20 protein-coding genes are annotated in these 21,597 nt (G+C 69.5%); 8 read left to right on the forward strand and 12 right to left on the reverse strand.

Translation table 11 applies throughout. The annotated features are described in order from the left end of the window. Positions 1-87: 87 nt before the first annotated feature. Positions 88-858, reverse strand: coding sequence for a fumarylacetoacetate hydrolase family protein (locus ABZ801_RS40955; protein WP_360709202.1), 771 nt, complete (start codon positions 856-858; stop codon positions 88-90). Positions 859-929: 71 nt separating this feature from the next. Between ABZ801_RS40955 and ABZ801_RS40960 the strand changes: the two genes are divergently transcribed. Further along, complete coding sequence (locus tag ABZ801_RS40960; RefSeq protein WP_360709204.1) at positions 930-1,703, forward strand: IclR family transcriptional regulator; 774 nt, start codon at positions 930-932, stop codon at positions 1,701-1,703. Between the two features lie 12 nt (positions 1,704-1,715). Here the strand turns inward: ABZ801_RS40960 and ABZ801_RS40965 are convergent, their stop codons facing one another. Beyond that, complete coding sequence (locus ABZ801_RS40965; protein WP_360709207.1) at positions 1,716-2,822, reverse strand: alcohol dehydrogenase catalytic domain-containing protein; 1,107 nt, start codon at positions 2,820-2,822, stop codon at positions 1,716-1,718. Positions 2,823-2,986: 164 nt separating this feature from the next. Here ABZ801_RS40965 and ABZ801_RS40970 point away from each other — a divergent pair, with 164 nt between their 5' ends. Next, positions 2,987-4,423, forward strand: coding sequence for an aldehyde dehydrogenase (NADP(+)) (locus tag ABZ801_RS40970; RefSeq protein WP_360709209.1), 1,437 nt, complete (start codon positions 2,987-2,989; stop codon positions 4,421-4,423). 70 nt (positions 4,424-4,493) lie between these two features. Here the strand turns inward: ABZ801_RS40970 and ABZ801_RS40975 are convergent, their stop codons facing one another. Next, complete coding sequence (locus tag ABZ801_RS40975) at positions 4,494-5,762, reverse strand: alpha-hydroxy acid oxidase (protein WP_360709211.1); 1,269 nt, start codon at positions 5,760-5,762, stop codon at positions 4,494-4,496. A gap of 190 nt (positions 5,763-5,952) precedes the next feature. Here ABZ801_RS40975 and ABZ801_RS40980 point away from each other — a divergent pair, with 190 nt between their 5' ends. The 3 genes from ABZ801_RS40980 (at position 5,953) to ABZ801_RS40990 (ending at position 8,505) form a co-directional block, all read left to right on the forward strand. Further along, the gene (locus ABZ801_RS40980) at positions 5,953-6,726 is read left to right on the forward strand and encodes an SDR family oxidoreductase (protein WP_360709213.1); all 774 of its coding nucleotides are present in this window, start codon (positions 5,953-5,955) and stop codon (positions 6,724-6,726) included. Positions 6,727-6,776: 50 nt separating this feature from the next. Next, on the forward strand, positions 6,777-8,093 hold the full coding sequence (locus ABZ801_RS40985) for an MFS transporter (RefSeq protein WP_360709215.1): 1,317 nt from the start codon (positions 6,777-6,779) through the stop codon (positions 8,091-8,093). Between the two features lie 211 nt (positions 8,094-8,304). Continuing rightward, positions 8,305-8,505: a hypothetical protein gene (locus ABZ801_RS40990; RefSeq protein ID WP_360709218.1), complete on the forward strand. Its 201-nt coding sequence runs from the start codon at positions 8,305-8,307 to the stop codon at positions 8,503-8,505. 19 nt (positions 8,506-8,524) lie between these two features. Here the strand turns inward: ABZ801_RS40990 and ABZ801_RS40995 are convergent, their stop codons facing one another. The 6 genes from ABZ801_RS40995 to ABZ801_RS41020 form a co-directional block, all read right to left on the reverse strand. Next, positions 8,525-9,427 carry a hypothetical protein gene (locus ABZ801_RS40995; protein WP_360709220.1) on the reverse strand — a complete coding sequence of 301 codons (903 nt, stop codon included), beginning with the start codon at positions 9,425-9,427 and terminating at the stop codon, positions 8,525-8,527. A 57-nt stretch (positions 9,428-9,484) separates the two neighbouring features. Continuing rightward, positions 9,485-9,904 (reverse strand): DUF3592 domain-containing protein, encoded by a 420-nt coding sequence (locus ABZ801_RS41000; protein WP_360709222.1) that lies wholly within the window; start codon positions 9,902-9,904, stop codon positions 9,485-9,487. Positions 9,905-10,619: 715 nt separating this feature from the next. Then, positions 10,620-11,081 (reverse strand): cupin domain-containing protein, encoded by a 462-nt coding sequence (locus ABZ801_RS41005; protein WP_360709224.1) that lies wholly within the window; start codon positions 11,079-11,081, stop codon positions 10,620-10,622. Continuing rightward, entirely contained in the window at positions 11,078-12,016 is a 939-nt protein-coding gene (locus ABZ801_RS41010) for an NADP-dependent oxidoreductase (RefSeq protein WP_360709227.1), read from the reverse strand. Before ABZ801_RS41010 ends, ABZ801_RS41005 begins: the two co-directional genes overlap by 4 nt. Before the next feature lie 41 nt (positions 12,017-12,057). Continuing rightward, positions 12,058-12,525 (reverse strand): hypothetical protein, encoded by a 468-nt coding sequence (locus ABZ801_RS41015; protein ID WP_360709229.1) that lies wholly within the window; start codon positions 12,523-12,525, stop codon positions 12,058-12,060. 174 nt (positions 12,526-12,699) lie between these two features. Continuing rightward, positions 12,700-13,338: an HD domain-containing protein gene (locus ABZ801_RS41020; RefSeq protein ID WP_360709231.1), complete on the reverse strand. Its 639-nt coding sequence runs from the start codon at positions 13,336-13,338 to the stop codon at positions 12,700-12,702. A 287-nt stretch (positions 13,339-13,625) separates the two neighbouring features. Here ABZ801_RS41020 and ABZ801_RS41025 point away from each other — a divergent pair, with 287 nt between their 5' ends. Then, complete coding sequence (locus ABZ801_RS41025) at positions 13,626-14,570, forward strand: DJ-1/PfpI family protein (protein WP_360709254.1); 945 nt, start codon at positions 13,626-13,628, stop codon at positions 14,568-14,570. Here ABZ801_RS41025 and ABZ801_RS41030 read toward each other — a convergent pair. From ABZ801_RS41030 to ABZ801_RS41040, 3 genes are all read right to left on the reverse strand, one after another. After that, the gene (locus ABZ801_RS41030; protein ID WP_360709234.1) at positions 14,483-15,847 is read right to left on the reverse strand and encodes an MFS transporter; all 1,365 of its coding nucleotides are present in this window, start codon (positions 15,845-15,847) and stop codon (positions 14,483-14,485) included. The two genes, ABZ801_RS41025 and ABZ801_RS41030, sit on opposite strands and share 88 nt — an antisense overlap. Before the next feature lie 59 nt (positions 15,848-15,906). Continuing rightward, positions 15,907-18,279 carry a cytochrome P450/oxidoreductase gene (locus ABZ801_RS41035; protein WP_360709237.1) on the reverse strand — a complete coding sequence of 791 codons (2,373 nt, stop codon included), beginning with the start codon at positions 18,277-18,279 and terminating at the stop codon, positions 15,907-15,909. A 259-nt stretch (positions 18,280-18,538) separates the two neighbouring features. Then, positions 18,539-19,222, reverse strand: coding sequence for a helix-turn-helix domain-containing protein (locus tag ABZ801_RS41040; RefSeq protein ID WP_360709240.1), 684 nt, complete (start codon positions 19,220-19,222; stop codon positions 18,539-18,541). Positions 19,223-19,331: 109 nt separating this feature from the next. Here ABZ801_RS41040 and ABZ801_RS41045 point away from each other — a divergent pair, with 109 nt between their 5' ends. Then, positions 19,332-19,460 (forward strand): hypothetical protein, encoded by a 129-nt coding sequence (locus tag ABZ801_RS41045; RefSeq protein ID WP_360709243.1) that lies wholly within the window; start codon positions 19,332-19,334, stop codon positions 19,458-19,460. A gap of 34 nt (positions 19,461-19,494) precedes the next feature. Next, on the forward strand, positions 19,495-21,099 hold the full coding sequence (locus tag ABZ801_RS41050; RefSeq protein WP_360709246.1) for a serine/threonine-protein kinase: 1,605 nt from the start codon (positions 19,495-19,497) through the stop codon (positions 21,097-21,099). Positions 21,100-21,597: the final 498 nt, after the last annotated feature.

A 21,597-nucleotide genomic window follows, 5' to 3' on the forward strand; every position in this document is an offset into this window, starting at 1 on the left:
GCCGACAAATCCCAAAAAGGACAGTCGAGACGTCAGTCAGTCGGTGGGTCAGACCCACCTGCGGCGTCACCACGAACATCATCACTGTCAGTCGACGTCGACGGCGACGCGGCCCAGCTCGCCGAGGTCGGCGACCAGGCGGTCGCCGGCACTGATCGCTGTCGGGGCGCACAGGGTGCCGCTCAGGACGATGTCCCCGGCTTCCAGCCGGGTTCCGCCGCGTAGCAGGTGTCCGGCCAGCCAGGCGACCGCCTTGGCGGGGTCGCCCATGACGGCGGTCGCGCTGCCCGGCACCGTTCGGGAGCCGATCGACAGCGTGGCGGTGATCTTCGACAGGTCCGCCGGCGGCACGACCCTGGACCCCAGCACGGCGCGAGCCGCGTTCGTGTTGTCGGCGACGAGCATCGGGAGCGTCCGCGCGCCGCCGCGCCACCTGCTGTCGACGATCTCGAAGGCCGGCGCGACCGCGGCGGTGGCGTCGTGGACGTCCTGCGCGGTCACGTACGGGCCGGACAGCGCCTCGCCCAGAACGAACGCGATCTCCACCTCCACCTTCGCTTCGAACAACCCGGCCGTGGTGAGGGGCCGACCGTCTTCGAGGAGCCTGCCGGCGAGCAGGTGGCCGGCGGCGGGCTCGGCGGCACCGAAGGCGTCTCGCGCGGGTGCCGAGGTGAGGCCGATCTTGTAGCCGATCACCCGATCACCGGCCGCGACCGCCAGGGCGCGGGTCGCGCTCTCCACGGCATAGGCCGATTCGAGGTCGTCGAGCCGATCGGCCATGGCGGAGTCGACTGCGGCGGCTCCGTTACCGGCCTGCCACAATCGCTGGGCCAGTTCCGCGATCAGGTCTTCCTTCACCGGTCGCTCCTTGGGTGGCGCTCTGTCCGATAGGTTGGACGATGTCTGGTGGAAAAGGCTGGGAGGAACTCATGGCGCGCCTGACCGCTCCGGCCCTTCGCAGGGGCCTGGACATCCTCGAAGTGCTCGTCGACGAGGAGGAGGGGCTGCGGGTTCCCGAGATCACGCGGCGACTCGGCCTGCCGCGGGCCACGACGCACGAGCTCGTCAACACGCTGATCGACCGTGGTTACCTCACGATGTCCAAGGCGACGGGGCGCGTCTCACTCGGGGTCAAGGCCCTTCGGCTGGGTGCGGGGTACGAGCGCGGTCTCGACCTCGCCACGGTGGGCCGGGAGTGCGCGGCCGAGGTCGCGGCGGCCTGCGGGGAGACGGTCCAGATCGTCGTGCGCGACGCCGGGTTCGCCGTGTTCATCGTCCGCATCGACAGCAGGCACTCGGTCCGCCTGGTGTCGCAGGTGGGCAGCCGGCTGCCGGCATCCTGCACCGCGGGCGGAAAGGTGCTGCTGAGCGCCCTGCCGGCAGCCGAACTCGACGCGTTGTTCCCCGACGACGGTGCATTGCAGAAGATGACGCCGCGCAGCATCGACACTCGCCAGCGGCTGCTGACCGAGCTGGACGCGGCCCGCGAGCGGGGCTGGGCCGAGGAGAACTGCGAGTCCAACGACCACGTGGCCTGCGTCGCCGCGCCGGTGTACGACCGCCTTGGTGCGTGCGTGGCGGCCATGAGCATCTCGGTGCCCATCGTGCGTTGGAGCGATGCCCAGAAGCAGCGTTGTGTCGAGCTCGTCCTCGGCGGGGCGAAGGCGATGTCGCAGCGTCTGGGGGCGCAGGTCGCGTCGTGAACCGGCCCGCGCTCACTGCCCGTCGCCGGGGATGATCACTGCACGGCCGGTGGCGCCCTGCGACAGCGCGGCGTACGCCTCGTTGATCGCCGACAGCTCGTACCGTTCGCCGAGCAGCGTGTCGAGGGGCAGCCGCCCGGTCTTGTACAGATCGACGAGCTTCGGCATGTCGACCGGCGCGTTGGCCGAGCCGTAGAGGCTGCCGATCAGCCGCTTCTCCTGCTGCACCAGGGGGTTGATGGCCACGGGGACGGTGGCGCCCACCTTGCCGAGGCCGACGGCGACCACGGTCCCGCCGGTGCCCACGACCTCGATCGCCTGCGTGAGGGTCTGGGGCGCGCCGACGGCGTCCAGCGACCAGGTCATCGGCTTCGGTGAGATCCTGGTGAGCTCTTCTGCGAGGCCGTGCGTGCGCACGTTGACCACGTGGGTGGCGCCGAGTTCGAGTGCCTTGTCCAGCCTGGCGTCCACCGTGTCGACCGCGACGATCGGATTCGCGCCGATGAGTCGCAGGCCCATCACCGCGCTGAGCCCGACGCCGCCGGCGCCGATGACCACGACGCCCTCTCCGGTGGCGTCCTTCATGACGTTCAGCGCCGTGCCGACCCCGGTCGTCACGGCGCATCCGGTGATCGCGGCGATCTCCGGCGGGACGGACGGATCGATCACGATGACCGACCGTTCCGAGACGACGCACTTCTCGGCGAAGCAGGAGACCCCCATCAGGTGGTGGATCTTCTCGCCGTTCAGGGTCAGACGCGATGTCCCGTCGAGCAGGCCGCCGGAGGCCGCCTGCACCCGGCCGAGGCCGCACAGGGCGGGGCGACCGGTCGTGCAGAACTCGCAGTCACCACACCGCGGGCGCCACAGCGTGATGACGGTGTCGCCGGGGCGGACCCGGGTCACCCCTTCCCCGACCCGCTCGACGACGCCGGCCCCTTCGTGCCCGAGCACCGCCGGCAGGCGGGCGTTGAGGTCGCCGTTCATGTAGTGCAGGTCGCTGTGGCACACCCCGGCGGCGAGGACGCGGATGGTGACCTCGCCCGGCCCCGGGTCGTCGAGATCAACGTCCTCGACGGTCAACGGCGTACCGGGCCGGTGCAGTACTGCTGCCTTCATTGAGCCACGCAATCTATGTACGAAACTTCAGACATTGTCTTACTGGTCGAGTATGCGGGTCCATCTCGGCTGCCGTCAAGGACGTTGACGAGAACGCCGGCGCATGCAACGGTGTCCTAAAAACAGGACTATGTCCTAAATTTGAGACACAAGGAGCGTGTCCGATGCCCGACGCGACGAACCCGCAGGCGCTGGCGCACAAACTCGACGCCGCCGTAGGCGCGTTCGAGCAGTGGAGCCGCCTCCAGCCGGCCGACCGCGCCCCGCTCCTCGAGGCCGTCGCCTCCGCGCTGGAGGACGCCGCGCCGAAGCTCGTGGCGATCGCTGACGAGGAGACGTCCCTCGGGCCGGCCCGGCTGCGCAACGAGATGGTCCGCACCGTGTTCCAGTTGCGGCTCTTCGCCCGCGTGGTGACGCGGGGGGAGTACCTCGAGGCGACGATCGACCATGCCGACCCGGCGTGGCCGATGGGCCCGCGGCCCGACCTGCGCCGTGTGCTCCAGCCGCTCGGTCCCGTCGTCGTCTTCGCCGCGAGCAACTTCCCGTTCGCGTTCAGCGTGGCCGGTGGGGACACCGCCTCGGCGCTGGCGGCGGGCTGCCCGGTCGTCGTCAAGGCCCACTCCGGCCACCCCGGGCTCTCGGCCGCCACGGCGGAGGTCGTGCACGACGCACTACGGTCCGCCGGCGCGCCCGAGGGGCTCTTCGACGTCATCTTCGGGACCGAGGCCGGCCGCGCCGCCATAGTGGACCCGCGGGTGAAGGCGGGCGCGTTCACCGGTTCGATCGAGGCAGGCCGAGCGCTCTTCGACCTCGCCACAGGCCGTCCGGAGCCCATACCGTTCTTCGGCGAGCTGGGCAGCGTCAACCCGGTCTTCGTGACGAAGGCGGCCGCCGAGCGGCGCGGGCCCGCGATCGTCTCGGAGTTCGTCGGGTCGTTCACGCTCGGCGCCGGACAGTTCTGCACGAAGCCCGGCATCCTGCTGGTCCCCGAATCGGCCGGGCTCGTGGACCGGCTTCCCGGCGCGGTCCCGGACAAGCCGCTGACCCTGCTCAACGATCGCATCCGGACCGCCTATGCCGGTGCGGTGCGGGAGTTGCGCGACACGGCCGGTGTGCGCGTCCTGGTCAGTGGCGATCACGCCGCAGCCGATCCGTCGCCGACGGTGCTGTGCACGACCTCCGCCGAGCTGCTCGGTGACCCGGAGGCGCTCATCCGGGAGGTGTTCGGGCCGGCCGCGCTGGTCGTCGAGTACGCGGAGGAGAGCGAACTGCTGGAGGTGGCGAAGGTCATCGACGGCCAGCTGACCGCGTCCATCCAGGGGGAGGACGACGACGCCATCGCAGCGGAACTGATCAGGCTCCTGGCCGCCAAGGCCGGACGTGTGCTGTGGAACCAGTGGCCCACCGGTGTCTCGGTCACCTACGCGCAGCAGCACGGCGGTCCCTATCCGGCCACCACGGCGCCGGCCACGACCTCGGTGGGGACAGAGGCCGTCTCCCGGTTCCTGCGGCCGGTGGCCTATCAGAACGTGCCGCAACACCTGCTGCCTCCGGCCCTGCGCGACGCGAACCCGCTGGGGATTCCGCAGCGCATCTCCTGAGCCCGGACGCGCACGCGAAAGGGCCCGCTTCTCCCCCGCGGAAAGCGGGCCCTTTCCCGTCCCGGATCGCTCAGGGCACGCGCACGTGATGCCGCGCGATGGCGGCGGTCGAGTTCAGGCCGAGCAGTTGCAGGCTGCGTGAGTACTCCTCGCGCAGGATCGTGACGGCGCGTTCCACGCCCCGCTCGCCACCGGCCATCAGGCCGTACAGGTAGGCACGGCCGATCATGACCGCGTCCGCCCCGAGTGCCACCGCGGCGAGGATGTCCTGACCGTGCGTGACGCCGCTGTCGAGGATCACCGTGGCGTCGGGACCGAGCTCGGCGCGGATGTCGGGCAGCACCGTGAGGGTGGCCGGCGTGCGGTCGAGCTGCCGCCCGCCGTGGTTGGACACGATCACACCGTCCACGCCCGTCTCGACGGCGCGGCGGGCGTCGCGCGGGCTGAGGATCCCCTTGACCAGCAACCGGTGCGGCCAGTGGGCCCGCAGCCACGCCAGATGCCGGTAGCTCAGCGTCGGTTCGAACACGACGTCGGCAACGCGCACCGCGTCGATCGCGCCGCCGGTCATGCTGCTCAGCGACGCGAACGTGATCGGGGCCGTGGTCAGCTTGTTCAGCGCCCAGGACGGGTAGCGGGCCATGCCGAACAGCGTCCGCAGGGTGAGCGACGGCGGGATGGTGAGGCCGTTGCGGATGTCCTTGAGGTGCCGGGCCGCCACCGGCGTGTCGACGGTGAGGACCACGGTGGTGAACCCGGCCGCCAGCGCGCGGTCCAGCAGCTCCGCGTTGAGACGCTCGTCGCGGGTCAGGTAGAGCTGGAACCAGTGCTCACCGCCGGGAGCCGCCGCGGCGACGTCCTCGACGGTCGAGGTGCCCACCGTGGAGAGAGTGTAGGGCAGGCCGTGGCGGGCGGCCACACGCGCGACCGCCGCCTCGCCCTCGTGGTGCATCATCCGGGTGTAGCCGGTCGGCGCGAAGATCAGCGGCATCGAGATCTCCCGGCCGAACAGGCGTGTGGACAGGTCCGGACGGTCGACCGGCGACAGGTACTCCGGCACGAGTTCGACCGCCGCGAACGCCGCCCTGTTCCGCCGCGCGGTCAGCTCCGCGTCGGCCGCTCCGTCCACGTAGTCGAACACCGCACGCGGAGTCGTGCGCACCGCCACCCGACGGAGATCACCGATGCTCAGCGCGGCCCCGAGCCGCCGCTCGACCGGGTTGAGGGTGGGCCGGCGCAGCCGCAGAACCTCCCGGAGTTCGGTCCACCGGGGACGTTGCCGTGCGACGCGCGGCCGCTTCTGGGCTGCGGGTGCCGCTTGGGACTTGGTGACGGTCACTGCTCATGCCTCCCGGTACGCGGGTGCCAAAGGCCGTTCGACGAACGACGAGATTTTGGACGTTGTCTGGGAAGTCGGAGTCTCACTCGTGGCTTCGCCGCACGTCAAGCCTTGACGTGCGGCTTCAACGTGGGCACCATCTGATTCGCATATAAGACAACGTCTGATATTTGAGACACGGGAGGGTGTCATGCACCTCGGTCTGGCAGGCAGAACCGCGCTCGTCTGCGCGTCCACATCCGGGCTGGGCCGGGCGACCGCCCGAGCCCTGGCGGAGGAAGGCGCCACCGTCGTGGTCACGGGCCGGTCGGGCGAGCGAGCCGAGGAGGTGGCCGGCGAGTTGCCCAACGCGGTCGGCGTGGGCTGCGATCTCGTCGCGGACGGCGGTGCGGAGCGGCTCCTGACGGCTGCCCGCGAGGCCGTCGGTGACCTCGACATCCTCGTTCTGAACGGGCCGGGTCCCGTGCCGGGACCGGCCCGCGCCACCGGCACCGCCGGGATCGAGCAGGCCATCGCCACGCTGGTCAAACCGCAGCAGATCCTGGTGCAGGGCGTCCTGCCGGCCATGCTCGAGAAGGGATGGGGCCGCATCCTGAGCATCAGCTCGACGAGCGTGCAGGCGCCCCTTGCGAACCTCGCGCTGTCCAACCTCGGGCGGGCGGCGCTCGCCGGGTACCTGAAAACCCTGGCCACCGAGGTCGCCGCCCAAGGCGTGACGGTCAACTCCCTGCTCCCCGGGCGTATCGCCACTCCCCGGGCCCGGCAGGTGGACGAAGCCGCCGCCCAGCGCACCGGCCGGCCGCTGCACGAGGTCGAGGCCGCGTCCAAGGCCGCGATCCCGGCCGGGCGCTACGGCGAACCGGACGAATTCGGCGCCGTCGCCGCATTCCTGTGCAGCGCCCAGGCCGCATACATCACGGGCACCGCCGTCCGGTGTGACGGCGGCCTGGTACCGACCCTCTGACGCCGTCAGACGGTTCACCCGAGTCCCGACGACGAGAGCGACGAACCCGCATGAGCCATCTTCCCGTCACTGGCGAAGTAGCCGGACGGCGCCACGAGGTGCTCCCGGCCGTCACCCACAGAACGGCACTGGCCGGCATGATCGGCACGACGATCGAGTGGTACGACTTCTACATCTACGGCCTCGCCGCGGCGCTGGTCTTCGGCACGGAGTTCTTTCCCGAGTTCTCGGCGGCGGCCGGAACCCTGGCCGCGTTCGGCACGTTCGCGGTGGGCTTCGTCGCCCGCCCGCTCGGCGGGGTCATCTTCGGTCACTTCGGGGACCGCGTGGGACGCAAGAACGCGCTCATGCTCACGCTGTTCCTGATGGGCGCGGCCACCGTCATCGTCGGCCTGCTGCCGGGCTATCGGACCATCGGGGTCTGGGCGCCGATCCTGCTGGTCACGCTGCGCTTCCTGCAGGGTTTCGCCGTCGGCGGCGAGTGGGGCGGCGCGGTGACCATGGTCGTGGAATCCTCGCCGCGGCACCGGCGGGGCCTCTATGGGAGCCTGCCGCAGATGGGGGTGCCGCTGGGGCTGGTGCTGTCGTCGACCGCGTTCTCGGTCGTCTCCGCTCTGCCCGATGACGACCTCCTCGCCTGGGGCTGGCGCATCCCGTTCCTGCTCAGCATCGTGTTGATCGCGGTGGGGCTGTTCCTCCGGTCGCGCATCACCGAGACCCAGACGTTCGTCCGGGTGAAGGAGTCGGGGCGGTCGCGGAAGATGCCGGCCATGGAGGCGTTCCGCCACTCCTGGAAGGCGATCGCCCTGACCGTCGGCATGTACGTCTCGGCCGGCGTCCCCTTCTATGTCGTCACGGTCTTCGCGCTGTCGTACGGCTCTTCCCACCTCGGTCTGTCGCGGAGCGTGCTCCTGACGGGGATGCTGATCGCGGCGGTGGTCGAGGCGCTGACGGTGCCCTGCTTCGGAGCGCTGTCGGACAGGCTGGGCCGACGCCCCGTGTTCCTGACCGCGGCCGGATTCACGGCCCTTCTCGCCTTCCCGTTCTTCTGGCTGCTGGCGTCCGGGCAGACGGGGCTCACCTGGCTGGCCATGCTGCTTGCGCTCGCCGTGGCGCACGCGGGCATGTACGGGCCGACCGCGGCGCTGTTCGCGGAACTGTTCTCCGCGAACGTCCGGTACACCGGCACGTCGATCGGTTACCAGCTCGGCGGTGTCGTGGCAGGGTTCGTGCCGCTCGTGGCGGGAGCACTCGTCGGTGCGGCCGGCGGTTCCTCCTGGCCGATCGCGTCCATCTGGGCGGCGGCGGCGCTGGCCGGGCTGGTCTGCGTGCTGATCGTCAGGGAGACCCGCGAGCGCGACCTGTAACTCGATCACGAAACTGCCGACTGATCGCGTCGAGGCTGGTGCGCACCGACAAGGAGGTGAGGGTTCGCCTGCGGCTTTGATGGCGACTCCAACGGCGCACATCTCAGGGCGGAATACGCGGCGTGCCGGCTCGTCTCGGTCCCGACGACAGTGATCTCGGAGCCCTGGAGCCCGGAGCCGCGGAGCCGGGCTCGAGCCGAGCCCGGCTCCCGTGGCCGACGAGATCGCACGCATTCTCGCCCTGCCGTTCGGTGACAAGCCCGTGCGCAGTGTCGTCGACCTCAGAGACTCAGGCGTCGAGGAGGTCAACGAGATCGCGCGCCGGACCCGGAAAGGGTTCGTCACCCGGATGGGCTTCGGGAACTGCTTCGCCCCAGGCGGGAGTAGGCGTCCGACTGCGCGGGGCCTGTGAACGACCGGCTAGCCAGGGATTACCCCTCCCTGGCTGAGTCGGTGCAAAGGGTCAACACTGGGGACGTGATCGACCGCCCGCGCTCGGGGCAACCACATCGGTCACTTTCCTGCTTGTCATCCTGCGCCGGTTCTCCAACCGCCCGCTGGTGTCGTTGTGGTGTCCGCGAAAGCCCTCCGGACCGATCCGATCGCTCGCCGGCACGCCCGATCCCATGCGATCCCGTTGGTGCGTGGGTGGTGACGTCCAACGTGCACACCGTCGAGCAGTCAAGTGCTGCGCGTGCCCGGCTACTGACCGACACCCGCGTCGGCACCGACCACCGCGACGGCCGCGGCATACACGCGGATGCCCGAGGCCGCCGATGATCAGGTCGCGCCATTGCTGCGGGGCGACCCGGCCCAGATTGGGTCCATTCGGCGCGGGTGAGGGTGCGTGCGGCGATGGAGCAGGCGGTCGCCGCGGGGTCCGTGGGCACAGCGATGTTCCACCGCCGCACGGTCGCCTCCCCGTCGCCGGTGGTCAGGCTCGTTGTGTCCGGGGCGAACGTCATGGAGACGACCGGGGCGGCGTGGCCGGTGAGGGACGCGCCGATCTCGCGGCGGCCGGTGACGTCCCAGAGCCTGACGACCTGGTCGTCGCCGCCGGTGGCCAGGGTTCTCCATCGCGGCTGAAGGCGAGGAAGGACACCAGGCCGCTGTGTCCGGGGAGGGACATGCCGATCTGGCGCCGTTCGCGGACGTCCCACAGCGTGGTCGCCTTGTTGGCGCCGATGACGAGGGTCCGGTTGTCGGGGGCGAAGGCCAGGGTATTGATCGTGCTGGTGAGCCCGCTGATCGTCGGGGTCAGCTACTTGCGGCCGAAGCTGCTCCGGAGCCGGACGGTCCGCCCGATATGGGCGGTGATCAGTGACGGCTGCCATGGGGAAGAAGAAGGCTCCTTCCACGGCGCCGTTCGCCTGCTGGTCGGTTCTTCTCGACTATCTGGACCAAACGATCGCGGCGGCCACCGCGAAACCCAGGAACGCCGATCCGAGTACCAGAAGAAATCCGTTTTCCAGCAGCGACCTCACCATGTTCCACCGTGTGAAAAGGAGCATGACCTCTGGCTTGTGTGCCAGGTACACCACTGGCACTTCTTGCCCCGGCTGCATCTTCGCGTCCATCCGCACGATCGGCTTGCAGGCCACCCGGTTCCCGTGTTGGTCCTCGAAGGCGATGATCGGTGTCCACCGTGTTCCCGCTTCGGCTCTGGTCGCCGCGTTGTCGACCACTACACCGGACGTGCGTATGCCGCGTCGCCATAGCCACAACACGTGCACGACGTCCCGCAGATAGGCCACGAGGAAACCTGTTCCGACCAGCCCGGCGAGCACGGTGAGAATCAGTTCGTCCGACACTTCGCCCCTCTCCGCCTCACGGGCTCTCCATGAATTGAGACGCTCCCAGGTGCCCTGCGGTTCGCGTCCAAGGGCTCCCGTGCCGAGACCTTAGTTCTGGGCGCGGAGGCTGGGGTGGGGTGAATATATTGATGGTGCGGGCCTCCGACCGGGAGTACATGCGGATATCAGTCACGCTGCGTCCCGCCGGACACGCATCAACTCCACCGGTTCCGTCGTCCTTTCGTGCCCACCGACACCGACCGGCTGAGTCGGCCGGTCGTCTCAGCCGACCGCCAGGCTGGATCAGACGAACGGTGGCTCCGCCTGTGTCCACTACCTGCGGGAATACCGAAATCCGATATGCCCGGTGACCGACCTTGGGCGTCATGTCCGGGGCGGGCCGGCGCATGTTCACAGGGGCCGATCGGTCATCGAGGTGCTGGGCAACATCCCACATGACCGGGGATCCGGGAGTGGTGCGCCTCGGTCGGTGCCGCCAAGCCGCTCCGGAGCGGCCAGGGGGACGAAGCCGTCCATAAACGACGGTGGGCATTCGGACGTTGTCGCATATGTCCACGATGGGATGACGGGGGGTTTGGGGGTCGTCCCCCCAAATGACAGCGCCCCTGAGAAGCAAGGAGGTTTGCGACCAAGGGCGGCCGAGGTGCGCTGGCAGGGACTTGAAACCCTAGCTCGCGGATTACGAGCTGCTGCTCACGCTGTACGACACGGGCTACTGGTGCGGGTCATTGATCTTGAGTTGTTCTCCGGTGTTCGAGATGAAGACGACCAGGAGCTTGGCCGGTTCTGTGTTGCTGACGTTTTCTGTGGCAACGTGGTGGGCTCCCGGCCGCTCGATCCAGTTCTCGCCTTGGCGGTAGGTGCGCATCGGTTCGCCTTCGAGCCGGCTGCGCACAGTGCCTTGAAGAACGTAGGCGTAGACGAACGCGTTGCCGTGCCGGTGGGGCGCCGCTCGGGCGCCCGGCGGGAAGGTCACGGTCGCCGAGGTGAAGGTCTTGCCGGGGATGTTCGGGAGCGCCTGGTTGATCAGGGTCTTCAGGGTCTCGGAAGGGTGTTCCGAAGCCACGACCGCGCTGGCCTGGGTGACCGGACGCTCCGTCGCAGGGGCGCATCCGACGACCGCGGCGGCCGTGCCGGCGATCAGCACGCCGCCGGCGATCCGCACATTGATCATGAGTGTTGTCCTCCTTGTTCGTCCGCGACCTGAATGATCGTCTTACCGGGCGTGCGGCGATGGCGGGCGAACGCGGAGGGCGTTTCGGAGAGCGGTCGCACGGCGCCGACGATGGGCTTGAGCCGTCCGGCCCGGAGGCGCCGGGCGAGGTCGGTCAGCCGGGTGCGGTCGGGTTCGACGACGAAGAAGACGGCTCGCCCGTCCTTGGGCTGCACGGTGGGTGGCATGGCGATGGAGACGAGGGTGCCGCCCGGGCGCACCAGTTCGGTCGATCGCACGAGGATGTCGCCGCCGATGACGTCGAACACCACGTCCACCTCGCCGACGTGCCGCAGATCGTCGGCGTCCAGATCGAGGAAGGTCTGCGCGCCGAGGCCGAGCGCGACATCACGGTCGTGCGCTCGGCCGGTGCCGATCACGCGGGCGCCCACCTCTCGCGCGAGTTGGACGGCGATCGAGCCGACGCCGCCTGCGGCGCCGTGAATGAGAACGGTCTGGCCGGTCGTGAGGTGGGCGTGGTCGAACAGTCCCTGCCATGCGGTCAGCCCGGAAATGGGCAGCGCGGCGGCCACGGTGTGGTCGATGTCGGCCGGGAGGGGGGCGAGGTTGCGAGCCTCCACCGCGGTGTATTCGGCCAGGGAGCCGTTGCGGGCCCAGTCGGTCAGTCCGAACACCCGCTGGCCCACGGTGAGGCCGGTGGTTCCGTAGCCGAGTTCGACCACGACTCCGGACAGCTCGTGCCCGGGGATGCTGGGTGTCCGGTCGCGGCCGGCGCGATCGGTCCACGTTGCGGGCCAGTCGAGCTCTCCGGGGGTGAAGCCCGCGGCGTGCACGCGCACGATGACGTCGTTCTCCGCGGCATGGGGATGGGGCATGTCGGTCAGGGCGAGGCCGCCGACACCCGCGTCACGATCTCGCACGGTGATCGCTCGCATGCTCGACTCCTTTCAAGAACGTTCGTCGGTATGGGCGGGGCTCACCACGAGGTCCGCTCGGGACGCACGTGATGAGGGCTCCCGGGCGCGGAGGTCGCGGATCGCCCGTCGTCGGTGCGCTTGTGAGCCTGTGGGCGTCCAGCGTGAGCCGCGACGATCACGGACAGCACCGCGATGAACGCGATGGAAAAGCGGGCCGTGGGCTCCAGCCCCCACCACCGGGCCGGCAGCCCGGCCGTCGGACACGGGGCGCCCAGTGCCGTGCAGCTGATCACGTAGGCGGTGGAGAACACCTCCGGCCGGGCCTCTGCGCCGGTTGCCGCGCTGATGAGGCGGAGGGGTCCGTTCACCGTCAACCCGGCGCCTAGTCCGGCGATGACCGACCCGATGACGGCCGCCGCCACGAGGAGGGCGGCGACCAGCACCGGACGGCGGCCCAGGTGATCGCTGAGCGACCCGGCCGTCAGCAGCGCGCCCAGCAGACCGGCGACGTACACGGCGACAGACACCGGCGGCATCGTCACCGGGAAGCCCCAACGCTCCCGGTGGAGCGGGTGGATCGGGGACGGCGCGCTCGCGGTCGCCCTCATCGGCATGTCGGCGCAGCGGGACGAACGAAGCACGACGTCCGTTGCGGAAGTGACTGACACCGTTCATCGCGTGGCCTCGTGTGATGTCCGCGGTCAGCTCGGCCAGGGCGAGCCGAGGATGCGCTCGACCGTCGTCGTGCGCCGGAAGCCGGGGATGAAGTGCTCGAGCACGTCGGAATTCACGGTGCCGTTCGTGGTTTCGGGGCGGTTCTTGAAGCCGTCGACGTAGGCTCGCAGGAATTCGTTCTTGAAGTCCCCTCGTGGATGGACGGCGAGGATCTCGTCCAACTGATCCTGTTCGAGTCCGTCCAGGCCGAAGCCGACCACGTCGGTCAGGACGCCGAGGTGCGTGGCCGCGATCTCCGGGGCCATCCGGCCGGGGATTCCCGGCGTGGTGTGCAGCGCGATCGCCGTCCAGACGGTCTCAGCGGCGGCCGTCGGGAAACCGCGGTCCAGGAGGAACTTGCGTGCGTGGTCGGCGCCATCGACTTCGAAGCGCTGCTCGACGTCGGAAAACGGAGTCAGGAGGCCGGTGTCGTGGAACATGGCCGCCAAGTAGAGCAGCTCCGGGTCCGGTTTCACACTGAGCTTGTGAGCGTGAATCAGGCCGAAGAAGAAGACCCGCCGGGAGTGGTGGTAGATGAGGGGGCTGGTCGTTTCCTGGATGAGCCTGGTCGCTTCGGCGACCGCCGCTGTCCGGGGAATCTCCAACCCCGCGATGACCTCTGCCATGACATCTGACTTTCCGGGAAGTGTGCTGGCTGTGGACCGTGTGTCCGACGTCCATGCTGCCGACGGGCGGTGTGCGGCGCCGCCTTCGTCCGGCCAAGAAGCACTCAAATCCGGACGGGCGCGAAACGCACCCGGGCGCTCCACGACGACCGTGGCTCTCAGCCATACCCCGCCGCGGCACGACGAAGCCACTCCAGGGCGGTCAGAGGGATGGCTGCGGCGCCCGCTGCCGGTTGAGCAACCCCGCCCAGGAGGGCCCCGTGATCTCGGGTAACGGTGTGCTACCAATGAACGGTGCCCATGCCTCCCGCGTCGCCGACCCGTCGGACGCCCGGGCCCGGGGATCAGCGAGCGGATCCGGCTCCGGAGGGACCGGAGTGGTGAACGCCGCCCCCCATCGCGTCGCGATCCTCGTCTACGACGGAGTGACGTTGCTGGACGTCGCCGGTCCCGGGGAGGCGTTCAAGGAGGCGAACCGGTTCGGTGCCGACTACCGGATCGTGCTGCTGTCGCCGACCGGTGCGGACGTCACGTCAAGCCTCGGGGTCCGGATCGCGGTCGACGGCGCCGTCTCCTCGGAGCCGGCTTTCGACACGTTGCTGGTGGCCGGGTCCGACCGCTATCCGCGCGCCCGTGTCCCCGGCGACCTGGCGGACGCCGCGCGGATACCGGCGGCCGTGGCCGGCCGTGTCGCGTCGATCTGCACCGGGGCGTTCGTTCTCGCCGCCGCGGGCCTCCTCGCCGGCAAGCGCGCGACCACGCACTGGAAGGTCGCGCACGAACTCGCCGTCCGGTGTCCGACGTGCCGCGTCGCTCAGTACGACGGGCACCTGACGGTCTGCCCGCCCAACACCGCCCGCGTGATCGCACTGGACCACACCACCGGCGCGCGCCCTGCGCGGCCCTGCCGACGACCTTCCCTTCCAGCTCTCCCCAACTCTGGTTGGGGCTCCGTCCGGAAGATGCGGGGCGGGCCTGCGGTGCTGGCGTTGGTGTGGGGTGCGGTGTTGGGCACGGTGCTGGTGCTCCGAGTGCACCGGCCCGACCTCGGTGGACACCGTCTTGGGCGAGATGCGGCCGCCCCCGGCGTCGCCCTGCTGGGCGACGCCGGGGGCGGCCTCGGTGCGAAGCAACGGGAAGGGGATCAGCCGACCCGATCCAGGTCGACTCCCTTGGTCTCCCAACTCGTGATCACCGCGACGAAGGTGATCGCCATGGTGATCACCAGGTAGCCGATGACCATCCCGACCCCGAAGCTGTTGATCAGCCACACCGCGATGAACGGAGCGGGGGCACCGGCGACGATCGAGGAACCCTGGAACACCAGCGAGGAACCGGCGTAGCGGTACCGGGTCGGGAACAGCTCGGCGATCCAGGCGGCCTCGGGTCCGGCCAGCATGCCGTGGAAGAACGCGCCGACGCAGACGCCGATCCACAGCAGCGGCAGGCTTTCGAAGTGCACCAGCCAGAAGAAGATCGGCGCCCAGACCACCAGCACCGCCGACGGAACCAGCATCGCGACCTTGCGGCCGACCCGGTCGGACCAGGCGCCGCCGGCGATCATCCCGACGAACTGGAACACCGAGGCGAAGGTGACCACCAGCGTCACGTCTCCGCGGTCGAACCCGTGGTACTTGGTGGCGTAGGCGATGACGAACACCGTGTAGATGTAGAAGGCGATGTTCTCACCGAGCCGCATGCCGAGACCGTGCAGCACGGCCCGCGGCCGCGAGAGCGCCTGCAGGACGCTGGACCGCTTGGCCTCCCGGTGCTTCCCGGCCGCGGACTTCCGCGCCTCCTCGGCGGCGCGCTGCGCCTGACGGAACACCGGCGACTCGTCCAGGCCCCGGCGGATCAGGAACCCGATGACCAGGAGCGGCGCGGCCAGCAGGAACGCGATCCGCCAGCCCCAGGACTCGAAGTCGGCGTCGCTCATGGACATGCCCAGCACGGTGATCATGGCGGCTGCCAGCACCGTGCCGGCCGGGGCGCCGGCCTGCGGCCAGGACGTCCAGAACCCGCGGCGCCTGGGCTCGCCGTACTCGCTGACCAGCAGCACCGCCGCGCCGAACTCACCACCGAGCGCGAAGCCCTGCACCAGACGCAGGAAGACGAGCAGGAACGTCGCGGTGATGCCGATGTCGTGATAGGTGGGCAGCAGGCCGATCGACATGGTGGCGGCGCCCAGCATCAGGAACGTCACCACCAGCATCGGCTTGCGGCCGAACTTGTCACCGAGGTGTCCGAAGACGATGCCGCCGAGCGGGCGGGCGAAGAAGCCGATTCCCTGGGTGGCCAGTGCCAGCAGGAGCTTGATGAAGCCGTCGTCGCCCGGGAAGAACAGCGGCCCGAGCACCGTCGCCGCCATGACGCCGTAGATGGCGAAGTCGTACCACTCGAGGACGGCGCCGGCCATGCTGCCCGCCAGCAGCCGGGGAAACCCGCGGCCGGGGGTCCCGCGGCGACTGCCGGTGCCTGCCGTGCGGGCGCGTGCCGCATCCGATGCCATTGGTGTTCCTTTCGATCTCCGAGGCCTTGCTCCTCGCCCCCCGGAGCCAAGCCGCCGCGTCAAATACGGAGTGTGAGCGCCTTGCCGCAGGCGCGTGAGCAGCACGTCATCATCTTGTCGCCGCGCGCACGCTCGGCCTTGGTCAGCACCACGTCGCGGTGGTCGACCTCCCCTTCCGCGACGGGCACCTCACACGTGCCGCACAGTCCTTCCTCGCAGTCGCTGGGCACGTCGAAGCCGGCGGCACGCAGCGCCGTGAGCACGGTCTGGTCGGCGGGAACGTGGACGGTGACGCCGGATTCGGCCAACTGCACGTCGAAGGCGTGCTCCTGGGCCGGGTCGAGCTTGCCCACGTCGGATGTGAAGTGCTCCATGCGCAGCGCGTCCTCGGGCCAGTGCCGGGTCGCCTCGTCGAGCGCGTCGAGCAGCCGCCGGGGACCGCACGCGTAGATGAGAGTGCCCTCCACCGGGTCGGCCAGCAGTGTGTCGACGTCCAGCCGGACGCCCTCGGCGGACCGGTACACGGTGAGCCGGTCGCCGTGGTCGCGGACGAGCCGGTCGAGGCAGGCCATCGTGCCGGTCGACCGGCCGCAGTAGTGGATCTCGTAGTCGCGGCCGGTGCGGCGGGCGTGGTCGGCCATCGCGATGATCGGGGTGATGCCGATGCCGCCGGCGACGAACACGTAGCGCCGCGCGTCCGGGTCCAGCCGGAAGTGGTTGCGGGGACCGCGCATGCGCAGCACGTCGCCGACGGTCAGGCGCTCGTGCAGGTACCGGGAGCCGCCGCGGCCGTCGCCATCCTTGCGCACCGCGATCTGGTAGCAGGACCGGTCGTCTGGATCGCCGCACAGGGAGTACTGACGGGAGAACTCGTCGAACTCCAGGTCCACGTGCGAGCCGGGCGACCACTTCGGCAGGGGCCTGCCGTGGGGGTCGGCCAGCGTGATCCGCACGATCTCGTCCGCCTCCCGTTCGATCTGGCGCACGGTCATGGTCCGGGACACGGCGCGTCCGCCCGGTCCACGGAGCCTCAACTCTTGGCGGCGGTCCAGGATCGCGGGGTCGGTGCGCTCGGGGTTGCGCTCGGGGTCCCACTGCACCCACAGGTGCTCGGGGCCGCGGAAGGAGGTATTGGGCAGGTAGGTGAACTCCTGGTCGGGGACAAGCCGCATGTGCGGGAGGCGCGTGGTGAACTCCTGCAGCATGACCTGCATTTCCATCCGGGCCAGGTGCTTGCCCAGGCACTGGTGGGAGCCGTAGCCGAACGACAGGTGCCCGGCGGCGTTGTCACGGCGGATGTCCAGCTCGTCAGGGTCGTCGAAGTGCCGCTCGTCGTGGTTGGCGGACGCCTGGACGATCAGCAGCTTGGCGCCCTCGGGGATGGGGACGCCGCCGATCTCGGTGTCGGAGGTGGCGATCCGCCGCCACGCCACGATCGGGCCGGAGAAGCGCAGGCACTCTTCCACCGCGGCCGGGATGAGGCTCGGGTCGGCGCAGATCTCCTCCCACTGGGTGCGGTTCTCCAGCAGCAGCCGCAGCGCGTTGGTCGTGGCGAGCGCGGTGGTCTCGTGCGCGGCCACGATGCCCGCCATCATCATCGAGTGCAGGTAGGAGTCGGTGATGACGTCGGGCATCTCCGGCTGCAGCCGGATCCCGTACGGCATCCACCCGGGCATCGAGGGGTCCTGGCGCATCTTGTCCAGGACCTCACCGGAGTACTCCCAGAACTTGCCGACCGACTCGGCGACGGCAACCTGCTCCTCGGGCGAGGGACGTCCCCAGGTGTTGACCGTGTGCGCGACCGAGTAGCGGCGCAGCGTGGCCATGTCCTCCTCGGGCACGCCGAGGAAGTGCAGCGCGACGGTCAGCGGAACCTCGAACAGCATCTCGCTGACGAGATCCGCCCTGCCCGCGTCGATGAACCGGTCGACGTGCTCGCGGACGAGGCGGCGCACGATCGCTTCGTGGTGGGCGAGCTTTTCGGGGGCGAACGGTTCCTGCAGCGCCCGCCGGCGCAGCATGTGGGCGGGCTCGTCCTCGTTGACGAGGGTGCGGTCCATCGCGTACCCGTGCGCCTTCAGCACCGCGTTCGCCTCGTCGGAGAACGGGGTGATCTTCTCCAGGGCGATGGACGGCGAGAAGGTGATGTTGTCGCGGAAGACCGCCTTGACGTCCTCATAGCGGGTGACCACCCAGTAGCCCAGCTCCGGGCTGTAGAAGACCGGCTCCTCCTCCCTCGACCACCGCAGTGCGCCCGCAGGGTCCTGCAGGTACGCCTCGCCGAACGGATTGAAGGCGGCCGCGTTGGGGGAGACGGGCCGTCCGGTCGGATCCAGCCGGGAGTGGTCGATCGGGCAGCCTCCCACGCTCGTACGGAGGGCGGACGCGGCGCCCTCCGGCGCTTCGGCTGCGGGGGATGAGACTGAGCCCATGTGTTCTCCTCGCACCTCTGTGCATTGGTTTTACGTTTATCGAACACTTATGTGCGATAAGCGAGACCGCGAGACCAGTGCAGGGTAAGGTGCGCCACATTGACGGGTCAAGAGTCACTTGCTGCACGACCGCCCGGTAGGACCTGCTCGACCGCATGCCGCAGTGCCCGAACCGGTCTGAGGTCAACGCGGGGCAGGGGCGTGCCTGCTCAGCCTCGAGTGGGCTGCTCGACCGGCGACTGTCGGTGACGCGGCGTTGTCAGCCGGTGACGAGCTGAGACAGAAGGCGTGCGGCACGGGTGACGGCGGCCGCCGCGCGGTCGATGTCGAGGCCCTCGGTGGAGACCACGCCGACACTGCGTTCGATCACGGTGCCGGGTTCGACGTCGTTGGGCACGCCGATGCCCGCCGACACGCCGACCGCGCCTTTCTGCAGCTCACCCTTGGTCACGCAGTAGCCGTCCCGGCGAGCCTGTCGGACGGGCTCGGGATCGCGCGGGCTCTCCGGGCGCATAGCCAGGATCGCGATGCCGGACGCCCCCTGAGTCAGCGGGTGCCTGCTGCCCACCCGGTAGCCGACCCTCAGCACGGTGTCCTTCGGTTCGGCCACCATGACCGCGACGCAGGTGTCGGCCTCCGCGGCGGCGATGAAGGCGGTCGCGTGGGTCTGTTCGGCGAGCTCCTCCAGCACGGGGCGGGCACCGTGCATGAAGTGCGGCTCGAACCGGGAGGCCAGCACCGCGGCGCCGAGGCCGAGCCGGATGCGGCCGTCGGCGGCGCGCGTGACGAGCGAATGGGCCTCCAGCGTGGCCACGATGCGGTAACAGATGGCGCGGTGGACACCCAGTTCCTTGGCCAGGTCCGCCACCGAGATGCCCGCCGGGCTCCGCGACACGACGTCCAACGCGCGCAGACCGCGATCGAGCGTCTGCAGCGTGCTCATCCCACTCCTCGTCCCATGGGTCGCCTTAGATGATCGCACAGCGGTGTCGCCGGGCGCCGCCCGGCTCCCGCCGCTTTCCGCCGCATCGCCCGGCGACACCCCCGTCCTCATGGCCGACGTCACCCGCAAACTCGTCAAGGATGTCAAAGGCGGCGACGAGGTCATCGCCACCGAGCCCAACCCGCTTGTCGAGGGCGAGCCACAGCATCCTCCCGAGTCGAGCGTTGGGTCACAATGAGCGTGGCATCAGGGCGGGTGAGTGAGGGGCGGTAGTGAAGCACGGCACGCTGATCGCGGGAAGGTACGAGCTGGTTGAGCGCCTTGGCCGGGGTGGGATGGGCGAGGTGTGGGCGGGACGCGACCGCGACCTGCACCGGGACGTGGCCGTCAAGTTCCTTGTCGACGACGCCGATACCCCTGCGGATTTGCGTCACCGCTTCGAGCGGGAAGCTGTGGCCGCCGCGCAGATCAACCATCCCAACGTCGTCGCCCTTTACGACCGGGGCGTGCACGACGGCCTCCGGTTCATGGTCATGGAGCGGGTGAAAGGCGCCACCCTCGCTGATCACGTACGCGGCGGGGAAGCGATGGAGGCGGCGCGGGCGCTGGATATCGCACTGGAGATCTGCGCGGCTCTGGTCGCCGCACACAAGGCGAAGGTCGTCCATTACGACATCAAGCCGTCGAATGTGATGCTCACCTCGGACGGCCGGGTCAAGGTCGTCGACTTCGGTATCGCCGGCTTCTCCCACGCCCACACCTTCACCGTCGCCCCGACCACCATGCTCTCGCCGGCGGGCACCGCCTCGTACGGGGCGCCGGAACAGTTCCTGGACCAACGTGGCGACGAACGCTCCGACCTTTACGCACTGGGCGGCGTTCTGTTCGCGCTTCTCGCCGGCGAGCCTCCGTTCACCGGTGCCAACGACCTTTCCGTCATCCGTCGTAAGCTCGACGGAGAGGCCCCTCGCTTGACCGCTCTTCGGCCCGGCGTTCCACCGCTCCTCGCCGATCTGGTGTCAGAGCTCCTTCAACGCGACCCGGACCGGCGCCCCCAGAGCGCGCAAGCCGTTCATGAACGCCTCCGACAGGCGCAGTCGGCCATCGTTCCGGACCGCGACGAGGAACGAGTGAAGACGGTGCCGGGGCTGCCGACCGTACCGACGCAGGTCGCCATACAGGAGACTTCACCTGGTGCCGCAGAGTGGTTCGAGATCTCCTGGACTGGAAAGGAGTCCCACTCCACCTATACGGAAGCGCTTGGAAAGGCTCCAGGGCCTCGCTGGATCACCGTGGGCATTCTCGCCGTCATGGCACCACTGATCATGTTCCTAGGATTGACGTACGGGGACGACACGCCGCACGACCCGCTGCAATACGCGGCATTCCTTGCAACTTTCCCGGCACTGTTGTGCAGTATCGTCGTCCCGCTGTACGGACTCTACCTCGCCTTTTACAGTTGGGCCTGGCTTCGTCATTCCCGCGGACTGTCGCACAGGCGGCCATGGTCGCTTCGCGTGGACTCGCGCGGCATCACGACCACGGACCCGCGATGCGCCACCCCCGCCACGGACCCCTCCGGACAGCGTGCATTTCTCTGGAACGAGATCGACACGGTCTCGCTCGAACGTACGGCGGCGGGCCGATACCACCGCTGCAATGCACTGCGCGTTCGGTTCCGCGGGACGGACCCTCTTCCCCGCCACTTTCGCCCGGCCGGATGGATCGCCCCCGACGTGTCGATCCCCGATCTTCAGGAAGGCCAGAACGAGCGTAGACCCCTCTGTGTCCTCGGCCCCATGACCGAACAGCAGCACGCTGCCCTCATCGCGGCCCTGGCCCAACACGCGGGACCACGCTGGAGCCCACGCACCTGACGCCCGGCTGACCGAGGCCGGCGGGCTCCGCCCGGCCCCCTGCGTGGTCGAGGATGGGATGGCAGCTGGGCGAAGCCGCCGAGCCCGGCGCAGTCCCCCGGGCACCCCTGCGCTCGCAACGTGGCGCCCAGCCACGGCAGTGAATTCGCGCAGCTGACCATCGGCGAGGCTGGGCTCCTGCACCGGAAATCCGCCCGCCTGCAAGACGATTCCGACACGGTGGCCCACCGTCGTACCTCCGAGGCGCCTGCCACAAGGACGTCCTCCGCACGGCCCGGCGCCGCAATGGCGGGCTGGTGGGAGCGAGGGAAGTGGCGTTCGGTCATGTGCGTTCCTTGAGTCAGCCGTCCACCACCGGACATACGCTCGCTCGCCTGGACTCGTGCCGCCATCAACACCCAATGTCGCTCGGCGAGATTGCAGCCAGGACCTCCCATGGCACGCCGTACTCGGCGGCTGCCTGTTGGTAGAGCGACAGGCACTGCTGGGAATGTCGAG

It is taken from the genome of Actinomadura sp. NPDC047616 (genome assembly GCF_040642915.1).
In the GTDB taxonomy this organism is placed as follows: Bacteria; Actinomycetota; Actinomycetes; order Streptosporangiales; family Streptosporangiaceae; genus Spirillospora; species Spirillospora miaoliensis.

Coding starts and splice junctions, on each gene's coding strand:
- ABZ801_RS40960 (WP_360709204.1), top strand. CDS start 930: ATGGCGCGCCTGACCGCTCCGGCCCTTCGCAGGGGCCTGGACATCCTC.
- ABZ801_RS40965 (WP_360709207.1), bottom strand. CDS start 2,822: ATGAAGGCAGCAGTACTGCACCGGCCCGGTACGCCGTTGACCGTCGAG.
- ABZ801_RS40970 (WP_360709209.1), top strand. CDS start 2,987: ATGCCCGACGCGACGAACCCGCAGGCGCTGGCGCACAAACTCGACGCC.
- ABZ801_RS40980 (WP_360709213.1), top strand. CDS start 5,953: ATGCACCTCGGTCTGGCAGGCAGAACCGCGCTCGTCTGCGCGTCCACA.
- ABZ801_RS40985 (WP_360709215.1), top strand. CDS start 6,777: ATGAGCCATCTTCCCGTCACTGGCGAAGTAGCCGGACGGCGCCACGAG.
- ABZ801_RS40995 (WP_360709220.1), bottom strand. CDS start 9,427: ATGGCAGCCGTCACTGATCACCGCCCATATCGGGCGGACCGTCCGGCT.
- ABZ801_RS41005 (WP_360709224.1), bottom strand. CDS start 11,081: ATGATCAATGTGCGGATCGCCGGCGGCGTGCTGATCGCCGGCACGGCC.
- ABZ801_RS41010 (WP_360709227.1), bottom strand. CDS start 12,016: ATGCGAGCGATCACCGTGCGAGATCGTGACGCGGGTGTCGGCGGCCTC.
- ABZ801_RS41020 (WP_360709231.1), bottom strand. CDS start 13,338: ATGGCAGAGGTCATCGCGGGGTTGGAGATTCCCCGGACAGCGGCGGTC.
- ABZ801_RS41025 (WP_360709254.1), top strand. CDS start 13,626: ATGAACGGTGCCCATGCCTCCCGCGTCGCCGACCCGTCGGACGCCCGG.
- ABZ801_RS41030 (WP_360709234.1), bottom strand. CDS start 15,847: ATGGCATCGGATGCGGCACGCGCCCGCACGGCAGGCACCGGCAGTCGC.
- ABZ801_RS41035 (WP_360709237.1), bottom strand. CDS start 18,279: ATGGGCTCAGTCTCATCCCCCGCAGCCGAAGCGCCGGAGGGCGCCGCG.
- ABZ801_RS41040 (WP_360709240.1), bottom strand. CDS start 19,222: ATGAGCACGCTGCAGACGCTCGATCGCGGTCTGCGCGCGTTGGACGTC.
- ABZ801_RS41045 (WP_360709243.1), top strand. CDS start 19,332: ATGGCCGACGTCACCCGCAAACTCGTCAAGGATGTCAAAGGCGGCGAC.